The sequence below is a fragment of the Burkholderia cenocepacia genome, from assembly GCF_014211915.1.
GTDB lineage: Bacteria > Pseudomonadota > Gammaproteobacteria > Burkholderiales > Burkholderiaceae > Burkholderia > Burkholderia orbicola.
In genome coordinates this window covers 124,310-144,826 of sequence record NZ_CP060042.1, presented here as the reverse complement: position 1 = coordinate 144,826, position 20,517 = coordinate 124,310, and the positions used below count along the sequence as shown (strand labels likewise).

Below are 20,517 nucleotides of genomic sequence, written 5' to 3'. Positions count from 1 at the left end.
AAGCTGGATATAGCGTATGCCGGTATGACGCCCGTAAAACCCTTTTAATACCGTTCAGCCTACGATCGAAAGCTCACGTGACACCGGATATATGCGTATTACACCATTGGCGTCACGGTAGTACACCTAAATTCAATGAGGATCCAGATATGCAGAAAACGATAATTAAATCAGTGCTTTAAAGGCGCGAGGCGGATGTTGATAGAGAAAACAATGCGAAACGACAAGATTGTCCCCGCTACTAGAAAAACACGTAGCCGTATGACGAAACAGCGTGACCATGTGCTAACATCTTCACACGACGGAAGCGCGTATCCGCAGCTCAATCCGCACATAACCACGGCCACAAAAAGGTAAGGATCTCTCGCTACGAGGTCTTCATGCCGCGTCTCAAAACGCCGGGGAAAGGTGCGTCCAAACCCATCTCCTTCAAACTCGATCCCGAGTCGGAACGCTTCTATCGGCGCAAGGCGCAGGAGAACGGTGTCTCGCTGTCCGACTACATTCGCAAGCAGCTTGCGCTCGGCGTCGTCACCGAAAATGTCTCGCTCATCGACCAGCGTCTCAAGGCGCTCATTCAGCAACTGAGTGGGCACATGCCGTCCGATGGCGGCCCCGGCAAATCCGTCCAGACGCTACCGTCCGAACTGGTTCAAGCGGTGTTCTTCAGCCGCGAAGTCCTGACCAGCATCATCAGCGACAGAAACATCCAGTTCTTTCACCAGGCACAGGATCGCGCCGAAGCCGCTACCAAGAAACTGCTGGGAGAGAGCAATGGCTGATCAACGCTCCCCCAGCGGACTCGCCACCTTTTCACGAGGAACTGCCCTCTGGTGGCAACAGGCAAAGCTTCTCACCAGTGCGATCGTGGCGGTTGTCATCGCGGCAATTCTCGTCGGTGCGCTGGCCGGCGGTGCATACCTGTATTTCGTCACGTCCGCCGAAACTCGCTATTTGACGATCAAGCACGTGGAGGCGGAAATCCTCACAGTCGTTCCGATGGCCAATCCGAACGTCTCGTTCCACCTCGGCAACGACGACACGGCACTGCCGCCCGCTGCGGCGCTGTCGTTTACCGAGGATGCGGCCGACGAGTTCTTCATCTATGCGCGCAATGCTGCCCTGTACGCTGTTTTAACCGCTATTGCCGTCACGTTCCTTTCCGTCCTGTTTTGGATGGAGTACGGCCGCGGAAAACTTACCGACAAGCAGGTGCGCGGTGCCAAGCTCGTCAAAGCAAAGGAGCTCATCAAGGAACTGGAGGCTCGAGACGACGCCAGCCCCTATCGCATCGCCGGCGTGCCGATGCGGAAGAAGGCCGAAGTGCTCGGCACACTCTTTTCTGGTGCCCAAGGCAGTGGCAAGTCCCAGCAGTTTTTTGCGCTGATGGATCAGGTGCGCGCCCGCAAAAAACGGGCGATCGTCTATGACCCATCAGGCGAATTCACCGCTGCGTATTACCGCGAAGGGAAGGACGTCATCCTGAATCCGCTCGACGCGCGTAGCCCGAACTGGAATGCCTGGCGCGAAATCCAAAGCGAGATCCATTACGACGGGCTGGCTGAGGGGCTCATCCCGATTCCACCGAATGTCGCCGACCCATTCTTCGCGATTGCGGGGCGCATGGTTTTCAAGGGAGCGATTCGTGCGCTTGGCGGCGACAACAAACGAACCAACGCAGCGCTGTACAAGGCCATCGCCCATAGCAATCTCGAGGAATTGCACGCGATCCTAGCGAACGAGTCTGCGGCGACCTACGTCGATCCAGTCACTGAGCGTACGGGCATGAGCCTCAAGATGACCGTGCAGAACCAGCTCGATTGCTTTCGTTACCTGCACGACGAAGGCGAGCCATTTTCGATCCGAGAATGGATCCAGAATGAGGATGAAGACGACGATTCCTGGCTGTTCATTACCGTCAACGAGGAGCAGAAAACCGCCCTGCTTCCGCTCATCAGCCTCTGGTGTGATATCGCTATCCGGTCGCTGCTGACGCTCAAGCCGATTCATCGCGAACGTCTCTGGTACTTCTACGACGAGCTCCCCACTCTGCAAAAGCTCGAGATCATGAAGCTCGCCGTTACCAACATTCGGAAGTACGGCGGTTGCTTCGTACTCGGCATCCAGGACTTTTCCCAACTCTTCCAGATCTACGGCGAGCACTTGGCGCGCACGATCATCTCCGGATGCCAGACCAAGCTCCTGTTGCGCGTGACCGATGGTGACGCGGCCAAGGCATTGGCCAACGCGATCGGTCAGGCCGACCTCGACGAAAAGGAGGAAAGCCTGAATCTCGGCATCGACGAGCGGCGCGACGGCATGAGCGTTTTTGCGCGACGCAATCTCCGCGATCTCGTCCTCTCATCAGAAATTCTGCACCTGCCCGACATGCAGGGCTATCTGGTCACGCCGAGCGACTATCCGGTTGCCCGGGTCAAGTACGAGTACGTCCCCCATCCCCAAACGGTGACGCCCTTCATCCCGCGCCAAACGTACGATCTCTGGCTTCCGGCAGGCGCTGCAGCTGACCGTCCGGCTGCGCCGGAGAGACAATCGACTGCGCTACCTTCCCCGCCCAGCCCGACGGCGAGGTTCGGCAGCGACCCGTCCCCGTCCCACTCCCCGTCACCCAATCCTTCCGGCGCACCGACCACGGCCGCCGAGGATTCGGCGACCAACGCCGCTTCGGCCGGTCCGGCTGTCGGTGCCCCCGCGCCGAACACTTCTGGCTGCGTAGCACGACCGTCCAATGTGATCTCGCTGTCGACTGGCGAAATCGTCGACGGTGACACCGGCGAAGTTCACAGTACGTCGGCTCCCCGCGAGCCAGTCACCGGCGAACGGCCCACCGGCCGCGCCGGTCTCGGCGACTTGTTGGGGTGACGCGCGATGATGAGCATGCATAATGTCGGCAGCGCCGGCCAGGCGCTCCACTATTTTTCGAAAGATAACTACTACACCACCGATCAGGGACTCGAGCATTCAGCCTGGTTCGGCAAGGGGGCGGCCACCCTAGGTCTGAACGGGCAAGTCGATCGCAACGTGTTTTTCAAGTTGCTGTCTGGGCAGGTCGGCGATCAGCAACTCGGTCGCGTCGTCCTGGACGAGAATGGCGAGCCCGAGGTTGTGCATCGACCCGGCATCGACTTGACCTTTTCGGCGCCGAAGAGCGTCAGTATTGCCGCAGAAGTTTTCGAAGATCGCGAGGTCCGCCTCGCGCATGAAGAGGCTGTCAAGGAGGCGCTCGAGTACGTCGAGGCGTATGTGGCCCGGGCGCGCAAAACGGTCGATGGCCAGACGCTAGTGGAGCCGACCGGCAATGTAGTAGCCGCCCTCTTTCGACACAACACGAGCCGAGATCTCGACCCCGATACGCATACTCACGCCCTCGTCATGAACGCGACCCAACGCGCGGATGGCGAATGGCGATCACTCACCAATGACGAATTGTACGTGCAGCAGAAGGTGATCGGCGCAATCTACACGTCCTCGCTCGCGCGCGGGTTGCAGAAGCGGGGCTATGCCATCACGGCACCCGACGAGAACGGGAATTTCGAATCGGTCGGCGTCACTCGAGAGCAAATCGAACACTTCAGCCAGCGCTCGGCAGCGCGCGATCGATGGCTGCGGGCCAACGGAATCGATCCTGCAAACGCCACGGCCGCCGAGAAGGAGCGTGCCGTGCTCGCGACTCGCGAACGCAAGGTCGGCGTCGACCATGAGGCCTTGTCGGTTCAATGGCGTGAGCGCGCACAAGCAGTCGGCCTCGACTACAGCGTCATTCAGCAGAAGGCTCGGGAGGCGCGGGAAGCGGGAACGGATGCACGGGTCGTCAAGTTGTCCGGTATTGAAGCCCTACGGTTCGCTGCGTCTCACCTCGGTGAGCGCGAAATCGTGCTGAACCAATATGACCTCGTCCAGACCGCGCTCGAGCATGCGGTCGGCCGAACGTCTCCAAATCAGATTCTCGATGCCTACAAAAAGCTGGTCCATCAAGGCAAGATCGTCGACCTTCCGGACGGCAACATTACCACCGAGAAGATGCTCAACACGGAGCGCTGGACAGTCGAGAACGCGCTCGCGCAGCGAGATGTGACGCCGGCGATCGCGCCTGCCGAATTAGTCCGGTCCAGAATCGAACAGGCCATCGCCACCGCGCGTGCGGAGCGGAACGATCCCACCTTCGACTACACCCCCGGTCAGCGAGGCGCGATCGAGCATGCGCTGACGGGCAGAGACCGGATCGTCGCGGTGCAGGGGCTCGCCGGCGTAGGCAAAACCACGATGGTCAAGGGAACAGTCCAGGTCGCGCACGAGCAGGGTTGGCTTGTACGAGGGATGGCCGCAACCGGCCAGGCTGCCAAGCAGCTCGAAAACGACTCCGGTATCCAGGCCGATACGGTTACGATGTTCGAGATTCATGAGCAGCGGCGCCAGGATGATTTGAAGGTCCTGCGCGAGTATGTGCCGGACCTATCACGAGAGCGCGAGCTCTGGCTCGTCGACGAGTCATCATTCCTCGCCCAACGGCAAATGGCTCGCCTATTTAAGATGGCGGAACGAGCGGATGCGAAGGTCATCCTCCTTGGCGACCGCCTCCAGCTGCAGGCCATCGAGGCGGGCAAACCGTTTGAGATCCTGCAGGACGAGGGCGTGGCCACCGCTCAGATGACCCAGATCCAGCGCCAGAAGAATCCCGAGCTGCAGCAGGCAGTCGCGATCACCGTGGGCACCGCCGACCTTGCACCGGATGAGCCCCTCACCGACCTGAACCTCGCACGTAACGCTCGCGCCTTCGACTTTCTCGAGCAAGCTGGGCGCGTGACGGAACACGAGGATCCGCGAGACCTGATCGACCTGATGGCGCGCCAGTACGTCGACCGGGGACCACGAAGAAATCAGACGATCATCATCACCCCGTTTAACGAGGACCGCGTCGAAATCAACAATGCGGTTCGGGCGGAGCTGCAGGAGCGTGGCGAGCTCGATGTCAACGACTCGGCACACACCATCTTCCGGTCCGATGGAGATATGACCCGGGCCAAGCAGAAGGAGGCGCAGTACTACACTAAGGATATGACCGTCCGGTTCGGTCGAGACTATCAGAAAATACTCGCCTCCCGCGGCGAATACATGCGCGTTGTGGGTACGCGACCCGACGAGGGTATCGTCGTTCTGCGGAAGTCCGACGGGTCTCTCATGGAATGGGAACCGAAGAAGTACAACCGGGTAGAGGTGTATCTCTCGGAAACGAGGAATCTCGCCGCGCGTGACGTCATTCGCTTCACCCGCGGCGACGAGCTCGTCAAGAATGGTCACGAGGCGACCGTCGTTTCTGTCAACGAGAACCAGGCGGTCCTGCGGCTCGCGGATGGCAAGGAAATTCCTTGGGATCTCGACGCGCAGCGTCATTGGGATCACGCGTATGCGGTGACGGTTCACGCAGGCCAAGGCGCGACCCGCGAGCAAGCCATGCTGCATATCCCGTCACACAAAATGGAGCGTGATCCGGAAGATGCTCGGCGCCAGTCAGACGTCGCGATGACGGTGCGTAGGATCTTCGGTGACCGGAGCTTCTATGTCGGGCTCACCCGGGCGGTCGAGGATCTCCAGATTTTCACGACCGACGCAATTCTCGCTCGAGCGGCCGTCTCACGCCACCAGGACAAGTCAAGCGCCATCGAGACGCTGCGTGAGCATGAGTTGGGCGAGCAGGCGAATACCCAGCCGCAGCGCCAGCGACGTCAACAAGCTGCGCAACAGATGCAGATCGAGCCGGACTGAGGTTGCGGCGCGCGCCTGCGACGCACGCTGTTCTATCGCCTCGCCGCTACGGTTATAGGGACGTTGCTCGGTCGCCGGCGCGCTGCGCGTTCAGATTAAATCAAATCGAAAGAATTCTGTTGGAGTCTGGAATATACCTTTCGATTTGTTGACATCTGTTCGCCGCGGGAACCTCCGTATTGCAAAGCGGTGAAGAATTCCAAATCAATGTCGATATCATCGTGTAGGATCAGCAGCGGTACTATTTCCCCGCGCACTGCGGTCTCGCGATGTAGTAGAAATTTCAACCAAAACCACATCGTATGTTTGCGAAAAACAATAAATTTATGTGTAGAGGGCCGAAGGCGGTGATTCCACGAGTCACCTTCGTTTCGATTTTTGTAATAATTTTCATGATATCTGCGGGAAAAGTTATGTCAAGTTCAAATCGCAGCAGACCTCACGAATCCAGGGAATTCTGGATGGAGAAACTCGGTCTGGAGCCTCATCCGGAAGGAGGCTATTTTAGATACGCGTTTGGTTCTGACATTTATCGAAAAACGGCGAACGGCGCTGAAAGGAAAAATTATAGCGGAATCTATTTCATGGTGACCCATGATAGCCCGTCGCACTTCCATCAGATGATATCCGATGAAATATGGTACTACCACTCTGGCGACCCACTCACCATGCACGTCATCGATGAAGCGGGAGCATATCGGACGGTCCGTCTCGGCCCGAACGTGGAACATGGGGAGGTACTTTCTGTAGTTATGCGCGGAGGGTGGATTTTCGGGGCGTCGGTCGATTCAGGTGATTACACTTTGGTCAGTTGCGCTGTTGTGCCGGGATTTGACGATGCTGATTATAGAATTCTTACTCAGTCCGAGTTGCTGGGAAAGTATTCGCAATATCGAGATATCATATTGAAGATGGCGTATCAGAATCTGCCAAAGTGACGTAAGTGTTCGATTTTCCAAGGTAGGCCGGTGGTGCTTTTGGTTGTTTGGTGGATCGATTTTGAACAGGCGCAATTATGGTGACGGCAAATAGTATCCCGAGATGCCAGGTAGAGGCGATTCTTCCGAAGGATGGTGAAAAGCGATTTTCGGTCGCGAGAGTGCGCGTGAATGATACGGGTATTTCGATGAAGCTACCCGTTGGTGAACTGTTAGAGGCGGATTGGATCGGCAAATTCTCTGCCAATGATGTCGCATTGCTCGCTACGGTAAATGCCAACGACGTCAATATCCAGAACATCACCGAGCGAGTGCCGCACTTCCCTTACGGGATTATTTATCTTACGGCACTTTTCAGCGTGATGTTGGTCACTACCAATTTAATTGGAGATAGTATCACCACCATCAACCTGCCGTTCCTGCAGGGGTACAGCGTCCTCTTTCCGACCGCGCTGGTCGTTTTCCCGTTGACGTATTGCTTTGGGGCTTGCATAACGGAGACGTATGGATTTGTTGTAAGTCGCCATGTGATATGGGGTGCGTTTTTAGTGAACATCCCGGTTATTCTGATTATTCTGTCGCTCGAGAAGGCGGGATGGCTGGGCGGTAGCGTTCTCGGAGTGTCCCATCAAATGATGAGGGCGCTGGGCGCGTCGGCTGTCGGCTACTTCGCAGGCGAGTTATCTAATTCGCTGGTCGTATCTAGGCTGAAGATCGCACTAAGAGGCCGCGCCCTGATTCTTCGTTTTCTTGCGGCCAATGCAGTCGGAGCAGTCGTCGATAGCGTTCTATTTGGGACACTATTGTTCTACGGCGTTGTGCCGTTGACTGTGCTTCTCAAGATCGTGCTTGCACAAATTACGATAAAGATGTTGTACGAAATGGCGTTCTCTGTCTTGTTTTCCAGAATCGTTCTCTGGATAAAGTCGCGTGATGGTGTCGATCATTACGACTATAAGGTGAATTTCATTCGGAGTTAGCGCCCATTATAATTTCGACAACTTTTCCGATGATCGCTTGCTCATTTATCAATATGGGCCGGCGCTTTGAGGTTGATTCTATGTCGTAACCGATGAGTTTTTCGCCATCCGTCAACTTGACGAAGGTGTAAGTTTGTTCACCTACTTCGACGAATGCAAAATCGCCTGAATCAAGAGAAGCATAATCTCCGATGACAAGGATGGCATTGTGCGGAAGCGGTTCAGTGCGGCTCTTGGGGGCGAGTGCAATCGCAAATCGACTCGAATTTGCGTTCGATACCCTGATCCACAGCTGACCGTGGCGCGGCGCCGCGGATACTTTTCGCGCGTCGCGCAGACTCCGCTGCTCATAGACAGGCACGAACCCCCTGCTCTCTTCGCCGAAGAGGGACGACATCGGAACGGCGAAAAACCGGGCGATTGCCGAAATCGTGCTCAGTCTCGGATCGATAGTTTCACCCGATAACAGGCGGCTGAGCGTGCCCCGGTCAAGATCGATCGCGCGCGACAGTTCCGAGTCATTGACGCCGGCCTCCTGCTGCAAATGTTTGACCGTTGCCACAAACGTGGCCGCTAGGCTTGCAAGTTCTTCCTTTTTCTTCACGCGCTATGCCCGACCCTAATTTTTGTTCAACGAAGGAGTTGAAAATTTTCAACATCCTGTTACAGTTGGTAACGTCGTTTGCTGGTCGACCGATCGGCGCTGGTCAGGGTGGGAGGACAAGATCGTAGTCTCCTGCTGCGCCTTGCAAAATATGTTGTTTTGCAATGCAATTCATGTTCTAATGCAGTGCAATACAGGTAATGTTGGTAGAAATTGAATCGAACCATCCGAATCGGTAGCTATCGCTTTACTATCCTCCAGTTGAGCACATTGGAGGGTGGGTTGAGCAAGATTACTGAGGCGGAATTTCGGGATGCCGCGAAGAACAACGCTATCAAGCACGCATCGGTTTTGCGCACGGATAGGGGCTATCTCTTCGTCGTCGAACTGTCTTGGAAAGAGGGTTTGCACACGTTGTATACGTTCCGCAATGAACCGAGGACATGGGCAAGCCTGGATAGCATGATGAAGTACTTTGAGAAGCACGAGCTGAACGTTAACGTGATCACCCTGCAGTGGAATCCAAAGGGATGAGCGGTACGAACCTGGTAGATCCAGGTAGCGGCAGTCGTCGCCAGGTTTACCGATACGAAGTCGGCCCGGCCTCTGAGCCGCTCGTGCGAAAGCGTAGTGAGTTCTGAGCGCTGCCCACGTGTGACTAGCTGTTCTGTACGCGATCTTGGTCAATTGACCGCCGTGGGTTTTGAAGTGGACAAGAAAACATGTGCGGCGCTGCGAACATCGTCACGCCGCAGATTCGGAAAGTCTCCGAACTTTCATGTCAGTGTTGTGCAGTTGTAGTTAATTAAGACGGACATACAGGGTGCGCCAACACCCCATATGTCCTGACCACAAGCAAATAGCTGGGAAAGCTGAGAGAGACCACTCGTGGCTACAGATATTGTACGTCAATCCTTCGGGCTTGACGCGTTCGATGCGTCCCTTTTTAAGGCGACGGCGATACGCCTTGTCCACCGCACTGGAGTATCGCGCGAGAGCAGGACATTCGTTCGCTGTTCCGCGTCAAACCTCCTCCGCAGCCGCATGTCTTGCCCTGCGGGTTCGGTGTCACGCATTTATTCGGACATACCCCCTTTTTGCTCCATGTTGCTCTTTCGGTACGAGCAGCTTTCGCTCGTATCCCGCCTGTCGCTTTCTTCTCTCAGTGCCTCGACTGCAGGCGGTCTCGTAGCGTTTCGGGGCAACCCGATACGCTACGTTTTTTATTCTGTGCGTCGCCACTCATCGGGTGCGATGCGCACCTTCTGCGTGGCAGTTGCTGCCGCGATCGCCCTGCTCGCTGCTCCGCCAGCGACCGCGGACGTTTGCAAGGGCAATATCTTCAATGAGGCTGCCGCCCTCTATCACCTCGATCCCGATCTCCTGCGGGCGATAACCTGGGTCGAATCCCGTGGCGTGCCCGGCGCCATTGGGCCGCGCTTGCCGGACGGCCACAGGGCATGGGGGGCAGCGCAAATCAACGATATCCATCTTCCCGAGCTCGTCAGCTACGGCGTCACCCAACGCGACCTCCTGAACCCCTGCGTGAACCTCAAGCTCAGCGCGTGGGTGCTCGCCAACTGCATCCAGGCCAAGGGCGCGACCTGGGCCGCCGTCGGTTGCTACAACACAGGGCCCGGTTCCACGAACATCGCCGCCCAGGCGCGCTATGTCCGGCTGGTGCAGCGTGCATATGCGGGCTATCGCGCCCAGTCGGCGCTCGGCAAGGTCGCCGAAGGAGGCGCGCGATGATGCGCCTCGTCCCTCTTCTTGGCCTGATTGTCGGGACCCTTGCTCAAGCCTGTTTTGCGTCTTCCCGTCTTCCGGACTACGACGTCACGCAGATCGGCGAATCCGGCTCCGGCCGCTACGTGTTCTGTTCCGGCGACTCGTGCCCTGAACCGACGATCAAGCACCTCGCGGCGCCGGCGCCCGTCGTTCAAGAGAATCTATCGCTCCCTGTATTGGCTGCAGAAACCCGGCCCATTCAAGCGCTTTCCACGCCGATCGCCAAGCGCCACCGATCCCTGCACGCGCGAATCCGACATGTCCACCGAGTCGCGAAGGTGGCGAATCGAACGCTTTGCACCGCGGGCGCCGCGGTCGGGACGGCGTCGAAGCACCTGGCGGGCCGTTAGTCCGCGCAGCTCACCGATTCACCACTCGACCAAGGAGGAAACGCGATAGTAAGTAATCCGTAATAAAAGTTAGATTGTTCGTTTAACTACTTTCCCCCTGAATTGTGCTCGTGCTGCATGTAGCGGCGCGAGCACAACCCCCGGCCCGCGCTGCTGGCTAGCTACCACATGAGGACTAGATGAATACCGCTCAATTCAACCAGCTCGAGATGCTCGAATATCGAGCCGCGAGCGCCCTCGTTGCTTTCGAGGATCGCGCGAAGGCGCTTCTGCAAAAATCTGAAGTGCGTGAAACCCTGAACTTCATCGCTGCCGTGATGCTCGCGGTCACGCTGATGATGGTCGCGCGCTATGCGTTCGGAACGGACGGCGCGGAGTTCCAGCAAGGGTCGACCACCGTAGAAGGTTGGGCAAAAGGCAACCCCGGTAAGACCTGTGCTCTCGCCGGCGTCTTGTGGGGCAGCGTCCGAGCGATGTTCGTGAAGGACTACGGTGCGTTTGTTATTCCGTCCGGTATCGGCATCGCAGTCGGTGTGATCGTCGGCATCATCGACGCCAGCTATACCGCGACGATTTAAGCGGGGGCGGCGATGTCGGATGATCTCAGTCACTACGTACCTAGTCGCCTTGACGACCCGGAGAAGTTTCTGTTCTTTCGCAAGGATGTAGCAGCGATTGGGCTCACTGGCACGATCGGCGGTGTGTTGCTTAACCACACCCTGCTCGGTCTGGTCGTGGGCGTTGCGGTCGCGGCGCTTTGGCAGAAGTTCAGCTCGGGCCAGCATCCCGGTATGTCGGCTCACGTCATGTACTGGGTATTGGGTCAGCCGGCGCCGAAGAAGTTTCCGCCGTCCGATCTTCGCGAACTGAACGGGTGATTCGATGACACCCGGTAAAGCCGCCCAATCACGCGAACAGCTGCAGTCCGAGAACCGCTTTCTGAAGAAAGTGCTGCTCGGGAACGGCACCACCAGTGTGGTCATAGCCCTCACCTGCGCATGGCTGGTCATCACGCAGCGCGTCATCATCATGCCGCCAGCCGTTCGCGGCACCTACGTCATCGGGGCCCGGTATGCGAACGACCAGTACCTCGCCGATCAGGCCGCGTACGTGCTCGCCCTTTCCAAAAGCGTCACGCCGACCACCGTCGACAACAACGTACGGATTCTCCTGTCCATGGTCGATGACGATCGGCGCGCCGCGCTCAAGACCGAATGGGAGGCCGACGCGCTGCAGATCAAGCACGACGGCGTGACGAACGTCTTCGAGCCGATGGGGGTAGGTGAGGTGGACTTCCGCAACAAGGCCGTGAAGGTCACCGGCACCTTGACCACCTACATCTCCGGCAAACGCACGAGCTCGGAACAAAAGACCTACGAGGTCTATTTCGGAATCACCGTCTTCGGCCGCTTGGTCCTCCTCGACATCCGAGAAGCCACGCGCGGCAAACAAGGCGTCGAGCCGCTGGTCACAACGGAGACTCCCGCATCATGAAATTTGCCTTCAGTCGACAGTCGCAGAAATTGTGCACGGCCTTCCGGCCGCGCCTCATGTCTGCCGCCGTGATGTTCCTTATTACCGCTAGTGCGCATGCGATCCAGGTCGTCAAGGGAGCGGATCGGCAAGTGCAGCAGGTCTCGATCTCCGCGGCGGAATACAACGTTCTGTCAATGTCCGGGGGCGCAGCTTTTCGAAGATCGTGCCAACCGTACCAGGCTCGATCTCGTGGACGCAAGACGGCGGGAAGCTCTGGCTCATGCCCGCGAATCCCACCGCGCTGAATGAGTCGATCACGGTGTTCGTGATCGATGACGCTGGCACCACCTACCGTTTGTTGCTCGTACCTGGTCCGCGACCGGCCGAAGATGTCCGTATCGAACCGCCTGCAGCGCGCTCGACCCAGGCGCTCCAAGCATCGGCCTTTCAACGACGGGTGAAGCTCATGATGCTGGCGATGGCCGGTGGTCGGGGGCACCGCAGCTGTCGTACACGTCGCTCGACACTGTCGTGCCGCTCTGGAAGGAGGCTGTATTGACGCTGGTCCGTCAGTACAGCGACGGCGATTTCATTGGCGAGACGTACACGCTCTCGAATACCTCGCACACTGACATGGCTATCGACGAGCGCGAACTCTACGCGCCGGGCGTGCTCGCCATCGCAATCGAAAACGCAAACCTGCCGGCCGGCGCCAGCACGATCGTCTATGTCGTTCGTGAGCGGGGCGACCATGAGTGATGTCAATCAAGCAACCAAGCGCCGCCAGCGGATCCTGACCGTGGCCGGTTTCGCCGTCCTCGCTGGCCTCTTCGCCGTTGGTATGTTCTTCACGCAGAGCGGGCCGGCCAATCGTCAGTTCACCACGAAGGTGCCGTTTACGAGCCTCGGCGACCAGAACGATCGCAATGCCTGGCGGGCTCACTCCGAGGCGCAACTCGCTGAGCTTACGCGCAGGATGTCGAGTATAGATTCGCGCGCCGACGATGCCGTGTCGCAGATGAAAGCCTTGTCGAAAGCCCAGGACGAGCTCAGTAAGCGGATCGACGCGATGAAGAGCACGCCGGCAAGCGCGCCCGCGCCCGCGTCCGGAGCAACCTCAGACCGCGCGGCCCTGGACAAGCCAATTCCCCTCAACGGGGCCCCGGCCAAGACGGGCGCAATCCTGAATCCGCCATTCGGCAAATCCGGCAAGCCCGGTGTCGATATGGCTGCTGCCCCTCCAAAGCTCGCCATCATTCAATTCAATACACCGACCGGCAACGGGGCCGACTGCGTCGACCCCCGCTACTCGTCGTTGCCGTTGGATCAGGCGACACGTGCACAGCAGGACTGCCTGAAGGCCAACGGCAAGAAGAAAATCAGCTTCATCCCGGGCTCCTCATTTGTTCGCGTATTCATGATGAACGGTGTCGACGCCCCAACGGGCGGTGAGGCGCAGCACGACCCGCTTCCCGTGTTCCTCCAGGTATTTGACCCAGCCAATCTGCCGAACAGCCGGAAGCTCGACATCACGGAGTGCCGGATTCTGACGCAGGCGTATGGCGATGTGTCCAGCGAGCGCACTCACATGCGCGGCGAAACGCTCGACTGCATCTTGAAGAACGGCCGAACCGTGGAAATGCCGATCAAGGGCAACGTGATGGGCGAGGACGGCAAGGAGGGTGTGCGAGGTCGGCTCGTCTCGAAGGCGGGATCGGCATTGGCCATGTCGGTGTTCGCCGGTATCTCGTCCGGGATTGGGCAAGCGTTCAATCAGTCCGCCAACACCCTCAGTAATACCGCCCTTGGGTCCACCTCCATTATCAATCCGAGCCAGGTCGGCCGTGCTGCTATCGGCAGTGGCGTCTCTGGAGGCGCCGACGCTCTTAAGCAGTACTACATCCGCACGGCTGAGAAGCTTTTCCCCGTGATCGAAACGGACGGTGGCCGCATTGTCGAGTTCGCCGTGACAAAGGGAGCCGAATACGACGGCGCCCTCTCCGATATCAGCAACATCAACGATGGCTTGGCCAACGATGGCCGTGCTAACGATGGGGGCTACTCCGATGATTGATGAAACGAAGAGCGTGACCATGGCCGCGTTCGAGGCCGCGATGCAGCGGTGTGCGGACGAAGCGGACCACGAAGCGTCGTTCACGCGGGATGGAGACGGCAACTACCGCCAACCGGGAATGCGCAGGGCGCTTGCCGGTTGGCTCGGTGCGGCTTCGCTCATTGCCGAGCACGTGCGCGGATTCGCGGATATCGGTGCCGATCGATTTCGCGGTGATCCCGCGTTTCAATCGGGCTTCCTGGAATTTCTTAAGCAAGCTGCGGATCTGCTGGACCTCTCCAGCAACGAGTTCGGCTCGTCAGCTGTTACCAGTGTGACCGACGCGAATCCGCTCACCAGTGCGGCAGCGCTCGACGATGCGGCACTCGACGGGCTCACCAGCGAGTTGAAGGCAAAGATGGCAGTGGGTAGAGCCCAGGGGCGTGCCGGCTGGTGGAGCGCGCAACGGGATGACCTATCGACGATGTTGCGCTCGCACGTCGACAAGGGCGACCCCATCGATATCGGCCTGCTCGCCATGATGCACTGGTATAAGGGCGAGGCTATCGCGTCTGCCCCTGCGTCGCCCGACGAGATCATTGCCGCCGGCGAGCTCACGAAGATTTCAAGCAGTCCGGTTATGGGCGGCCAACTCGACATCAGGACACCCACCGGTGCCATCGGTGTTACCGGCTTTCCGAACGAACTTGCGCGCGACTGCAAGCCCTTGCTCTGGGAGCAGGTGGAGATTGTGATCCGCTCCGAAAATGCAGCGCGACCCGCTGCAGCCGTCTGTCACGATGCTGCCGCTGTTGCCTCGGAGCATAAAGCGTGAGCCGACTCTCCAAAGCACAGCGCGATCGGCTCCGGCGCAAGTACGACGGACACTGCGCGTATTGCGGAATGCCGTTGCCCGATCGGTGGCACGGCGACCATCTAGACCCGGTTGTACGCGCGGTCGAGACCAAGCGCACCGCGGATGGCCAATGGAAGCTTGTGAGCGGCCCGTCGAGGCATCCGGAGCGTGACGTCGAGTCGAATTACATGCCGTCCTGTCCGCCTTGCAACATCAGCAAGGGGCAGATGTCGCTTGAGCAGTGGCGCCAAGCGCTCATGAAGCATGTCTCCTCGCTCAACGCGTATCACCCGATCTATCGCCTGGCGAAGTGCTACGGGTTGATCGAGGAAACCGGGGCGCCTGTCGTCTTCTATTTCGAGCGCGTCGCTGCGCGCGCGGCCGTCTCTGGAGAACTTCAATGAACTCTCCCCGCGATCATCAACTTGTCCCGTGTCCGTACTGCGACGTTGACGCGGTCATGCGTGTTTCCGAGGCGATGTTCGGTGCGAGTTGCGTCGATCTCGCGTGCCCCGGTTATCAGATGGTGCTGCTCTTCAACGACGCCGCTGCCGCTGCAGCCGCCTGGAACCGACGCGCTGGCTCAGTGCATCCGGACGATGTCGCCGTCGACCTCTTCGCTGCGCGGATGAAACGCAAGCTCGCAAAGAAGCGTCAAGAAGGCCGTAGCGGATGGCGCGACCCCGCGGCCGTCCCGGCGATGAAGCTCGCCAGCGAGCTTATCGAGGTCGTCGCGATGGGCGATCCCGTGGATGTTGCCAACGTCGCGATGATGCTCGACCAGCGAGGTGCAGAGGCGCGGTTCTTGCCGGCCGCGCTGTGGGACTTCGTGCAACGCCGCAAGCCCGTGGAGGACTGACCATGCCTCGCGCCAAATATATGCCGACTGCCAACGATGTACTTGCTGCCATGCGCCCACGTGTCGCCTATGCAGCCTACGCGTTGGCAAGCGAGTTTCACCTGAGCGCGGCACGGATTCGCCCGCTGCTCGAAGCGATGGTCGCGCAGGGCACGCTCTTGATTGCGCATGTTCCGAATTCGCGGGGCTACAACGTCTGCATTGCCGGAGATAAGCGGACCCCGGACTCCCCTGTTGAAGAGTATGTCGGTGTGCCAGCCGCACCGCGCACGCATGTTGTGTTGACCGGAGACTTGACCGTATACGCGGCTGAGATCAAGCGCCGGGCGGACCTTTGCATGATGGTGCGGCGATGACCGAGATCAGCAAGATCGAGTGGTGCGACCGCACGTGGTTCGGAGCGTGGGCCAAACGGACTGGCCAGGTCCACCACGGCAGCGATTCAGCAGCCGACGACGACGGCGATGCCCGCATGCTGCGCGTTGGTAAGAAGCTCGCTGGCCGCAAGATCGGTGGGGTCAAGCATCACGCTTTCTCGATGCCATCTCGGCAAATGACCGTCCCTCCAGCGTCGGCGCTCACGTTCGCCGCCGGCACCTCGCCCTCAACATGCTCAATGATCCAATGAAACAGGCCAAATTCACTTTCGCTCTTCTGATGACGACGTGCATCGCGTGGGGCTGCACCACCCAAGGTATTTCTGCTGTGCCATCCACGGTTCCGGCGCGTGTCGCCGGGCCGGGCTCTGAAGTCGGTGTTACGGCGTCTGTCGGTCCGGCTGCCACGTCGAAGGTCAACCCGGCCGACCCGAACCTTGATCCCGGCGTAGCTGCGCTCAAGGCGGCGCTCCATGCACGCTACCCGGCAACCCAGTTTCGCGAAGTCGCCGCCACGCCGTCGGCCGGCATCTATGAGGTCGTGATGGGCAACAAAGTTGCCTACACCGACGTCACTGGCCGGTACTTCCTGTTTGGCCACCTCTTCGACATGGTGACGCAACAGGATCTGACAGTGCCGCTCGAGCAAGCACTGCAGAAGGTGCGGTTCCCGGCCGATCGGCTTCAGGACGCGTTCGTCGAGGTTCATGGTAGCGGCCGTCGCAAGCTCGCGATCTTCGACGATCCCGATTGTCCCTACTGCCTGGCCTTGGAGGATGACCTCTCCAAGCTCAAGGACGTCACGATCTACCGTTTCATGTACCCGCTCGAGTCGATTCATCCGCGGGCCCGCGCGCACTCCATAGCGATCTGGTGCGCCGAGGACAGGCTTGCCACGTGGCACGCGTGGATGCCCCTCGCATTGTCGCGCTGGATGCGCGATCAGGGATCGACTCCGACTGGCGGCGCTGCAAAGACACCTGCACCGACGCGCGTCGAGCCGAAGCTCGTGTCGTGCGCAAACCCCATCGAAGCGAACGAAGCGCTGGCCGCAAGCATGGGCATTTCTGGCACGCCCGCGCTTGTGAGCGAGGACGGGCGGGTGCTTCCGGGCGCCGCCAGCGCCGAAGCGATCGATCAATGGCTTGGAGCGAAGTGACCATGAAAAACAAGATCATGCTGGCCACGCTTTCCGCGCTTCTCACCCTGACCGGCTGCAGCTTCAGCGGCTATGACGCGAGCTCGCAATTCGCCTGCAAGGCGCCTGAAGGGGTGCTCTGCAGCAGCATGTCTGGCATCTATGCCAACGCGATGGCGCATAACCTGCCCGACCAGCGCGTGCATACAGGCGCCGGCGCGACGACGAATATCGCGCTCGGCAGCTATGCCGGAGATTTCAGCCAGGCATCGAGCGCACCGGGTGCTGCGGTCGGCGGCAATGCTCGACCCGTCGTCGGCGCCGCCGGGATTCTCCCCAAAGCGCTCGACAGCGGTGCTCCGGTTCACACGGCGTCGCGCGAGATGCGGATCTGGTTCGCACCGTGGCAGGACGCGGACTCGGACTTGCACGATCAGGAATACGTCTATCTGATCGTCGATCCCGGCCACTGGTCGATCGCGCACAACCAGCAGCGCATCCAGGCCGCGTTCCGGCCGGTGATGCCGCCGACAGCTGCGTCGGATGCTGGCAGTAGCGGTAGCAAGGCATCCGCTGCTAGCTCCAACACCGAGTCGGCGTCGGGGTCGATCTCGAGTGCCGATCGGGTCATGCAGGGAATTCTCACGCCTGCCGGTGCAGTCGACCGTGCAGCGGCTGCGATGCCCGCAGCGACAGACCACTGATCCAGGAGCCATCGATGAGCACCCTGCAGGCCTGGATCGACGACGCGAAATCGCTCGCGCGAACAGCGATCAGCGAAGCAATCCTCGGCACCGAGGACGACCTCGGGCCACCCGCCCCGTCGCTGCCGACCAGCGGCGCGTCGAGACAGTCGGACTTCATAACCTGCTGCCGTATGACCAGTACGACCCCGCCACGGAGCTCTACTACAACACGGATTCCGTTGGCTTCGTGCTTGCAGTTGCACCGCAGACGGGCGCTGACGCGGAGTTGACCCGCAGTCTCCACGGCCTATATGACTCGGTTCCTGCCGGCTATGGGCTTCAATGGATGCTGCTGGGCGACCCCATCATCGAGGAGTCGTTAAACGCCTACGTCGACTTGCGGCGCGAGTACGCCGAGGCGGGCCGTGCACCCTCGTTCTATCTGGAGCAGGCCGAGCGCCGCGCCGCGTTCATCCGCGGCAAACTCGGCCAGCCGCTGTTTCTGGGCCAAAACTACTCGATCACGGACAAGCGGCTGTTGCTGTCGATCGTGCGCAAGGGCTCGCTCGACGATCTGAAGCTGATCGAAGAAATCCAGAATATTCGCGACGTCGTCGGCGCGACGCTGAGTTCCGCAAGCCTGGCAAGCCGTACTGCGGAGCCCGACGATCTGAAGCGCTTTCTCTGGCCGATCCTCAACCCCAGTGCGTTCTTTGGCGATGGAGCTGAGACGATCGATCAGACCTACAGCGACGACAAGCCCATTCGTGACCAACTGACGGCTTTCGGTCACCACATGCGTGTGAAGGCGAAGCATTTGCTCTATGGAGTGCCGCCCGAGGATGCGGACGAGCCCGACGCACGCATCGCGGTGCGCAGCTTTGGCGTGCACCAGTATCCGAAGAGCAAAGAGCTCTGGGAGATGAACAACATCGTAGGTTCACTCTTCAACGATGTCCATCAATACCCCTGCCCGTACCTGATCACGCTCGGCGTCCTGATTCTCGATCAGACCGCCGTCGAGACACGGGCCGCTCTGCGTGGTGCTCGCGCGACACAGAACGCCGAGTCGAAAATCGCGAAGCTGCAGCCGGAACTCGCCCTGCAGAACCAGGACTGGAAAGCCGTCTCGATGCAGCTCACGCAAGGTGGCTCGATGTGTGAGCTCTATCACACGCTGACGCTCTTCGCTCCGCGCAAAAAGATGGAGCAGTGTGTGGCGGCCGCGAAAGGAATCTGGCGCTCGGAGCGCTTCAAGCTGTTCCCGATGCTGACCCAGCAGCTTACGACGTTCCTGTCGGCCCTGCCCATGATGCTGACAAGCGACATGCGGGACGACCTCAAGAAGTTCCGGTTGATCACTACCAAGACCACCGTGAATGCGACCGACATGGCGCCGGTGCTGGGCGAATGGTCGGGTACCAGTGGACGAGCCAATCTGCTGTTCTTTGGGCGCCGCGGTACGCCCGCGCTCGTAGACATCTACTCGAGCGGAACGAACTACAACGGCTTTGTGGATGGTACTTCCGGCGCCGGTAAATCGGTACTTCTGAACGAGATTATCGGAGCGTTTCGCTCGGTCGGCGGAATCGTCCGGATCTGCGATGTGGGCTACTCGTATGAAAAGCAGATCGACATGGGCGACGGCCAGTACATCGACTTCAAGCCCGGGTCGCGAATCATCATCAATGCGTTTTCGACGGCCGGTATCGATACCGAAAATGGCCTCGACAGCGAGGTGAAATTCATCCGGCCGATTATCGCGCGCATGGTATCGCCGACCGCACCCATCACCCCGTTCGAGGGTGCGTTGCTCGATGTCGCAGTGCGCATCGTATGGAAGGACTACGGTCAGGAAGGTAGTCCCACGTTGGTGCGGGACGCCTTGTTGAGCCTGAAGGACCAGAACGGGCAACCCGAACGCATCGCGTATGAGCTTGCCGTGCGTCTCGAACCGTTCTGCAAGGGCGGTGTTTACGGCGACTACGTCAACGGGCGCACCAACGTAAGCCTCGATAACGAAGTGGTGGGGCTTGAACTCGAGCACCTCAACAGCGATCCCCAACTGCGCACGGTGATCATGCTCGGCCTGACCAATCAGGTCACCAACGAAATGTACCGCTTTGACCGGTCGCGGCCGAAGCTATTCCTGCAGGACGAGGGCTGGCAGATCGTCGGTGACGATCAAGAGTCGGCCGACTTCATGGAAGAAGGCTATCGGCGTGCGCGCAAATATGAAGGCAGCTTCTTTTTCGCGACGCAGGGGATCACCGATGCGGGGATGAACAAGGCTACGCAGGCCGCCTTCGACAACTCCGCATGGAAGTTCCACCTCAAGCAAAGCGACGACACGCTCAAGAAGATCGAGAAGGGCGATGTGATGGATCTGTCACCGGGGCTGAAGCGCATGTTGAAGTCGCTGCGCCCGGTACCCGGTCGCTATAGCGAGTTCGTCCTTGTCGATCCGAACGGAGGCACTCACCTGCTGCGCCATATCCCCGACGAATTCACTCTGGCCATGGCAACCACCAAGGGGCCGGACTACGAATTCATGGAGCGGTTGCGTACCAGCGGCACTTCGACCGAAGACGCCATCCGCGCCCTGATCCAAGCCAAACGGAAATGAAC

The 20,517-nt window shown here is 59.4% G+C and carries 23 protein-coding genes; 22 read left to right on the top strand and 1 reads right to left on the bottom strand.

Annotation, left to right across the window (positions count from 1 at the left end; all coding sequences use genetic code 11):
* Positions 1-380 precede the first annotated feature (380 nt).
* The 5 genes from SY91_RS34780 to SY91_RS34760 all read left to right on the top strand — a co-directional run bounded on the left by SY91_RS34780 (position 381) and on the right by SY91_RS34760 (position 7,702).
* Positions 381-782: a hypothetical protein gene (locus SY91_RS34780; RefSeq protein WP_011695200.1), complete on the top strand. Its 402-nt coding sequence runs from the start codon at positions 381-383 to the stop codon at positions 780-782.
* Positions 775-2,883 carry a type IV secretion system DNA-binding domain-containing protein gene (locus SY91_RS34775; protein WP_011695201.1) on the top strand — a complete coding sequence of 703 codons (2,109 nt, stop codon included), beginning with the start codon at positions 775-777 and terminating at the stop codon, positions 2,881-2,883. Before SY91_RS34780 ends, SY91_RS34775 begins: the two co-directional genes overlap by 8 nt.
* Before the next feature lie 6 nt (positions 2,884-2,889).
* Complete coding sequence (mobF, locus tag SY91_RS34770) at positions 2,890-5,784, top strand: MobF family relaxase (protein ID WP_185921520.1); 2,895 nt, start codon at positions 2,890-2,892, stop codon at positions 5,782-5,784.
* Between the two features lie 461 nt (positions 5,785-6,245).
* Complete coding sequence (locus SY91_RS34765) at positions 6,246-6,722, top strand: cupin domain-containing protein (protein ID WP_205710494.1); 477 nt, start codon at positions 6,246-6,248, stop codon at positions 6,720-6,722.
* Between the two features lie 167 nt (positions 6,723-6,889).
* The gene (locus SY91_RS34760; protein WP_166488175.1) at positions 6,890-7,702 is read left to right on the top strand and encodes a VUT family protein; all 813 of its coding nucleotides are present in this window, start codon (positions 6,890-6,892) and stop codon (positions 7,700-7,702) included.
* On the opposite strand, the gene SY91_RS34755 is transcribed toward SY91_RS34760, so the two are convergent.
* Positions 7,689-8,306, bottom strand: a complete 618-nt coding sequence (locus SY91_RS34755) for a helix-turn-helix domain-containing protein (protein WP_050809590.1) — start codon at positions 8,304-8,306, stop codon at positions 7,689-7,691. The two genes, SY91_RS34760 and SY91_RS34755, sit on opposite strands and share 14 nt — an antisense overlap.
* A gap of 282 nt (positions 8,307-8,588) precedes the next feature.
* On the opposite strand from SY91_RS34755, the gene SY91_RS34750 reads away from it, so the two are divergent.
* The 17 genes from SY91_RS34750 to traC all read left to right on the top strand — a co-directional run bounded on the left by SY91_RS34750 (position 8,589) and on the right by traC (position 20,515).
* Positions 8,589-8,840 carry a hypothetical protein gene (locus SY91_RS34750; RefSeq protein ID WP_034192245.1) on the top strand — a complete coding sequence of 84 codons (252 nt, stop codon included), beginning with the start codon at positions 8,589-8,591 and terminating at the stop codon, positions 8,838-8,840.
* Between the two features lie 720 nt (positions 8,841-9,560).
* Positions 9,561-10,058: a lytic transglycosylase domain-containing protein gene (locus tag SY91_RS34745; protein ID WP_011695057.1), complete on the top strand. Its 498-nt coding sequence runs from the start codon at positions 9,561-9,563 to the stop codon at positions 10,056-10,058.
* On the top strand, positions 10,055-10,444 hold the full coding sequence (locus SY91_RS34740) for a hypothetical protein (RefSeq protein WP_011695058.1): 390 nt from the start codon (positions 10,055-10,057) through the stop codon (positions 10,442-10,444). The genes SY91_RS34745 and SY91_RS34740 overlap by 4 nt, the downstream gene beginning before the upstream one ends.
* Positions 10,445-10,623: 179 nt before the next feature.
* On the top strand, positions 10,624-11,022 hold the full coding sequence (locus tag SY91_RS34735; protein WP_011695059.1) for a hypothetical protein: 399 nt from the start codon (positions 10,624-10,626) through the stop codon (positions 11,020-11,022).
* 12 nt (positions 11,023-11,034) lie between these two features.
* Entirely contained in the window at positions 11,035-11,322 is a 288-nt protein-coding gene (traL, locus tag SY91_RS34730) for a type IV conjugative transfer system protein TraL (RefSeq protein ID WP_041489686.1), read from the top strand.
* Between the two features lie 4 nt (positions 11,323-11,326).
* Entirely contained in the window at positions 11,327-11,938 is a 612-nt protein-coding gene (locus tag SY91_RS34725; RefSeq protein WP_011695060.1) for a type IV conjugative transfer system protein TraE, read from the top strand.
* 262 nt (positions 11,939-12,200) lie between these two features.
* Positions 12,201-12,479, top strand: a complete 279-nt coding sequence (locus SY91_RS35430) for a type-F conjugative transfer system secretin TraK (RefSeq protein ID WP_260632535.1) — start codon at positions 12,201-12,203, stop codon at positions 12,477-12,479.
* Positions 12,452-12,679, top strand: coding sequence for a type-F conjugative transfer system secretin TraK (locus SY91_RS35425; RefSeq protein WP_253197038.1), 228 nt, complete (start codon positions 12,452-12,454; stop codon positions 12,677-12,679). Before SY91_RS35430 ends, SY91_RS35425 begins: the two co-directional genes overlap by 28 nt.
* The gene (locus tag SY91_RS34715) at positions 12,672-13,994 is read left to right on the top strand and encodes a TrbI/VirB10 family protein (RefSeq protein ID WP_185921519.1); all 1,323 of its coding nucleotides are present in this window, start codon (positions 12,672-12,674) and stop codon (positions 13,992-13,994) included. The genes SY91_RS35425 and SY91_RS34715 overlap by 8 nt, the downstream gene beginning before the upstream one ends.
* Positions 13,987-14,808 (top strand): hypothetical protein, encoded by an 822-nt coding sequence (locus tag SY91_RS34710; RefSeq protein ID WP_011695063.1) that lies wholly within the window; start codon positions 13,987-13,989, stop codon positions 14,806-14,808. Before SY91_RS34715 ends, SY91_RS34710 begins: the two co-directional genes overlap by 8 nt.
* Positions 14,805-15,233 carry an HNH endonuclease signature motif containing protein gene (locus SY91_RS34705; RefSeq protein ID WP_011695064.1) on the top strand — a complete coding sequence of 143 codons (429 nt, stop codon included), beginning with the start codon at positions 14,805-14,807 and terminating at the stop codon, positions 15,231-15,233. The genes SY91_RS34710 and SY91_RS34705 overlap by 4 nt, the downstream gene beginning before the upstream one ends.
* On the top strand, positions 15,230-15,688 hold the full coding sequence (locus SY91_RS34700; RefSeq protein ID WP_080330893.1) for a hypothetical protein: 459 nt from the start codon (positions 15,230-15,232) through the stop codon (positions 15,686-15,688). Before SY91_RS34705 ends, SY91_RS34700 begins: the two co-directional genes overlap by 4 nt.
* A gap of 2 nt (positions 15,689-15,690) precedes the next feature.
* Positions 15,691-16,044 (top strand): hypothetical protein, encoded by a 354-nt coding sequence (locus SY91_RS34695; RefSeq protein ID WP_185921518.1) that lies wholly within the window; start codon positions 15,691-15,693, stop codon positions 16,042-16,044.
* Positions 16,041-16,316, top strand: coding sequence for a hypothetical protein (locus SY91_RS34690; protein ID WP_041489689.1), 276 nt, complete (start codon positions 16,041-16,043; stop codon positions 16,314-16,316). The genes SY91_RS34695 and SY91_RS34690 overlap by 4 nt, the downstream gene beginning before the upstream one ends.
* A 77-nt stretch (positions 16,317-16,393) precedes the next feature.
* Positions 16,394-17,224: a DsbC family protein gene (locus SY91_RS34685; RefSeq protein WP_011695067.1), complete on the top strand. Its 831-nt coding sequence runs from the start codon at positions 16,394-16,396 to the stop codon at positions 17,222-17,224.
* A 2-nt stretch (positions 17,225-17,226) separates the two neighbouring features.
* The gene (gene traV / locus SY91_RS34680) at positions 17,227-17,907 is read left to right on the top strand and encodes a type IV conjugative transfer system lipoprotein TraV (RefSeq protein ID WP_080330892.1); all 681 of its coding nucleotides are present in this window, start codon (positions 17,227-17,229) and stop codon (positions 17,905-17,907) included.
* Entirely contained in the window at positions 17,858-20,515 is a 2,658-nt protein-coding gene (traC, locus tag SY91_RS34675; protein WP_260632534.1) for a type IV secretion system protein TraC, read from the top strand. Before traV ends, traC begins: the two co-directional genes overlap by 50 nt.
* Positions 20,516-20,517 lie beyond the last annotated feature (2 nt).

Excerpts from the sequence above, each read along its gene's own strand:
- SY91_RS34745 (WP_011695057.1), top strand. The coding sequence starts at position 9,561 with ATGCGCACCTTCTGCGTGGCAGTTGCTGCCGCGATCGCCCTGCTCGCT.
- SY91_RS34775 (WP_011695201.1), top strand. The coding sequence starts at position 775 with ATGGCTGATCAACGCTCCCCCAGCGGACTCGCCACCTTTTCACGAGGA.
- SY91_RS34765 (WP_205710494.1), top strand. The coding sequence starts at position 6,246 with ATGGAGAAACTCGGTCTGGAGCCTCATCCGGAAGGAGGCTATTTTAGA.
- SY91_RS34690 (WP_041489689.1), top strand. The coding sequence starts at position 16,041 with ATGACCGAGATCAGCAAGATCGAGTGGTGCGACCGCACGTGGTTCGGA.
- SY91_RS34710 (WP_011695063.1), top strand. The coding sequence starts at position 13,987 with ATGATTGATGAAACGAAGAGCGTGACCATGGCCGCGTTCGAGGCCGCG.
- SY91_RS34780 (WP_011695200.1), top strand. The coding sequence starts at position 381 with ATGCCGCGTCTCAAAACGCCGGGGAAAGGTGCGTCCAAACCCATCTCC.
- SY91_RS34735 (WP_011695059.1), top strand. The coding sequence starts at position 10,624 with ATGAATACCGCTCAATTCAACCAGCTCGAGATGCTCGAATATCGAGCC.
- SY91_RS34715 (WP_185921519.1), top strand. The coding sequence starts at position 12,672 with ATGAGTGATGTCAATCAAGCAACCAAGCGCCGCCAGCGGATCCTGACC.
- SY91_RS34695 (WP_185921518.1), top strand. The coding sequence starts at position 15,691 with ATGCCTCGCGCCAAATATATGCCGACTGCCAACGATGTACTTGCTGCC.
- SY91_RS34740 (WP_011695058.1), top strand. The coding sequence starts at position 10,055 with ATGATGCGCCTCGTCCCTCTTCTTGGCCTGATTGTCGGGACCCTTGCT.
- traL (WP_041489686.1), top strand. The coding sequence starts at position 11,035 with ATGTCGGATGATCTCAGTCACTACGTACCTAGTCGCCTTGACGACCCG.
- SY91_RS34700 (WP_080330893.1), top strand. The coding sequence starts at position 15,230 with ATGAACTCTCCCCGCGATCATCAACTTGTCCCGTGTCCGTACTGCGAC.
- SY91_RS35430 (WP_260632535.1), top strand. The coding sequence starts at position 12,201 with ATGCCCGCGAATCCCACCGCGCTGAATGAGTCGATCACGGTGTTCGTG.
- traV (WP_080330892.1), top strand. The coding sequence starts at position 17,227 with ATGAAAAACAAGATCATGCTGGCCACGCTTTCCGCGCTTCTCACCCTG.
- mobF (WP_185921520.1), top strand. The coding sequence starts at position 2,890 with ATGATGAGCATGCATAATGTCGGCAGCGCCGGCCAGGCGCTCCACTAT.
- SY91_RS34725 (WP_011695060.1), top strand. The coding sequence starts at position 11,327 with ATGACACCCGGTAAAGCCGCCCAATCACGCGAACAGCTGCAGTCCGAG.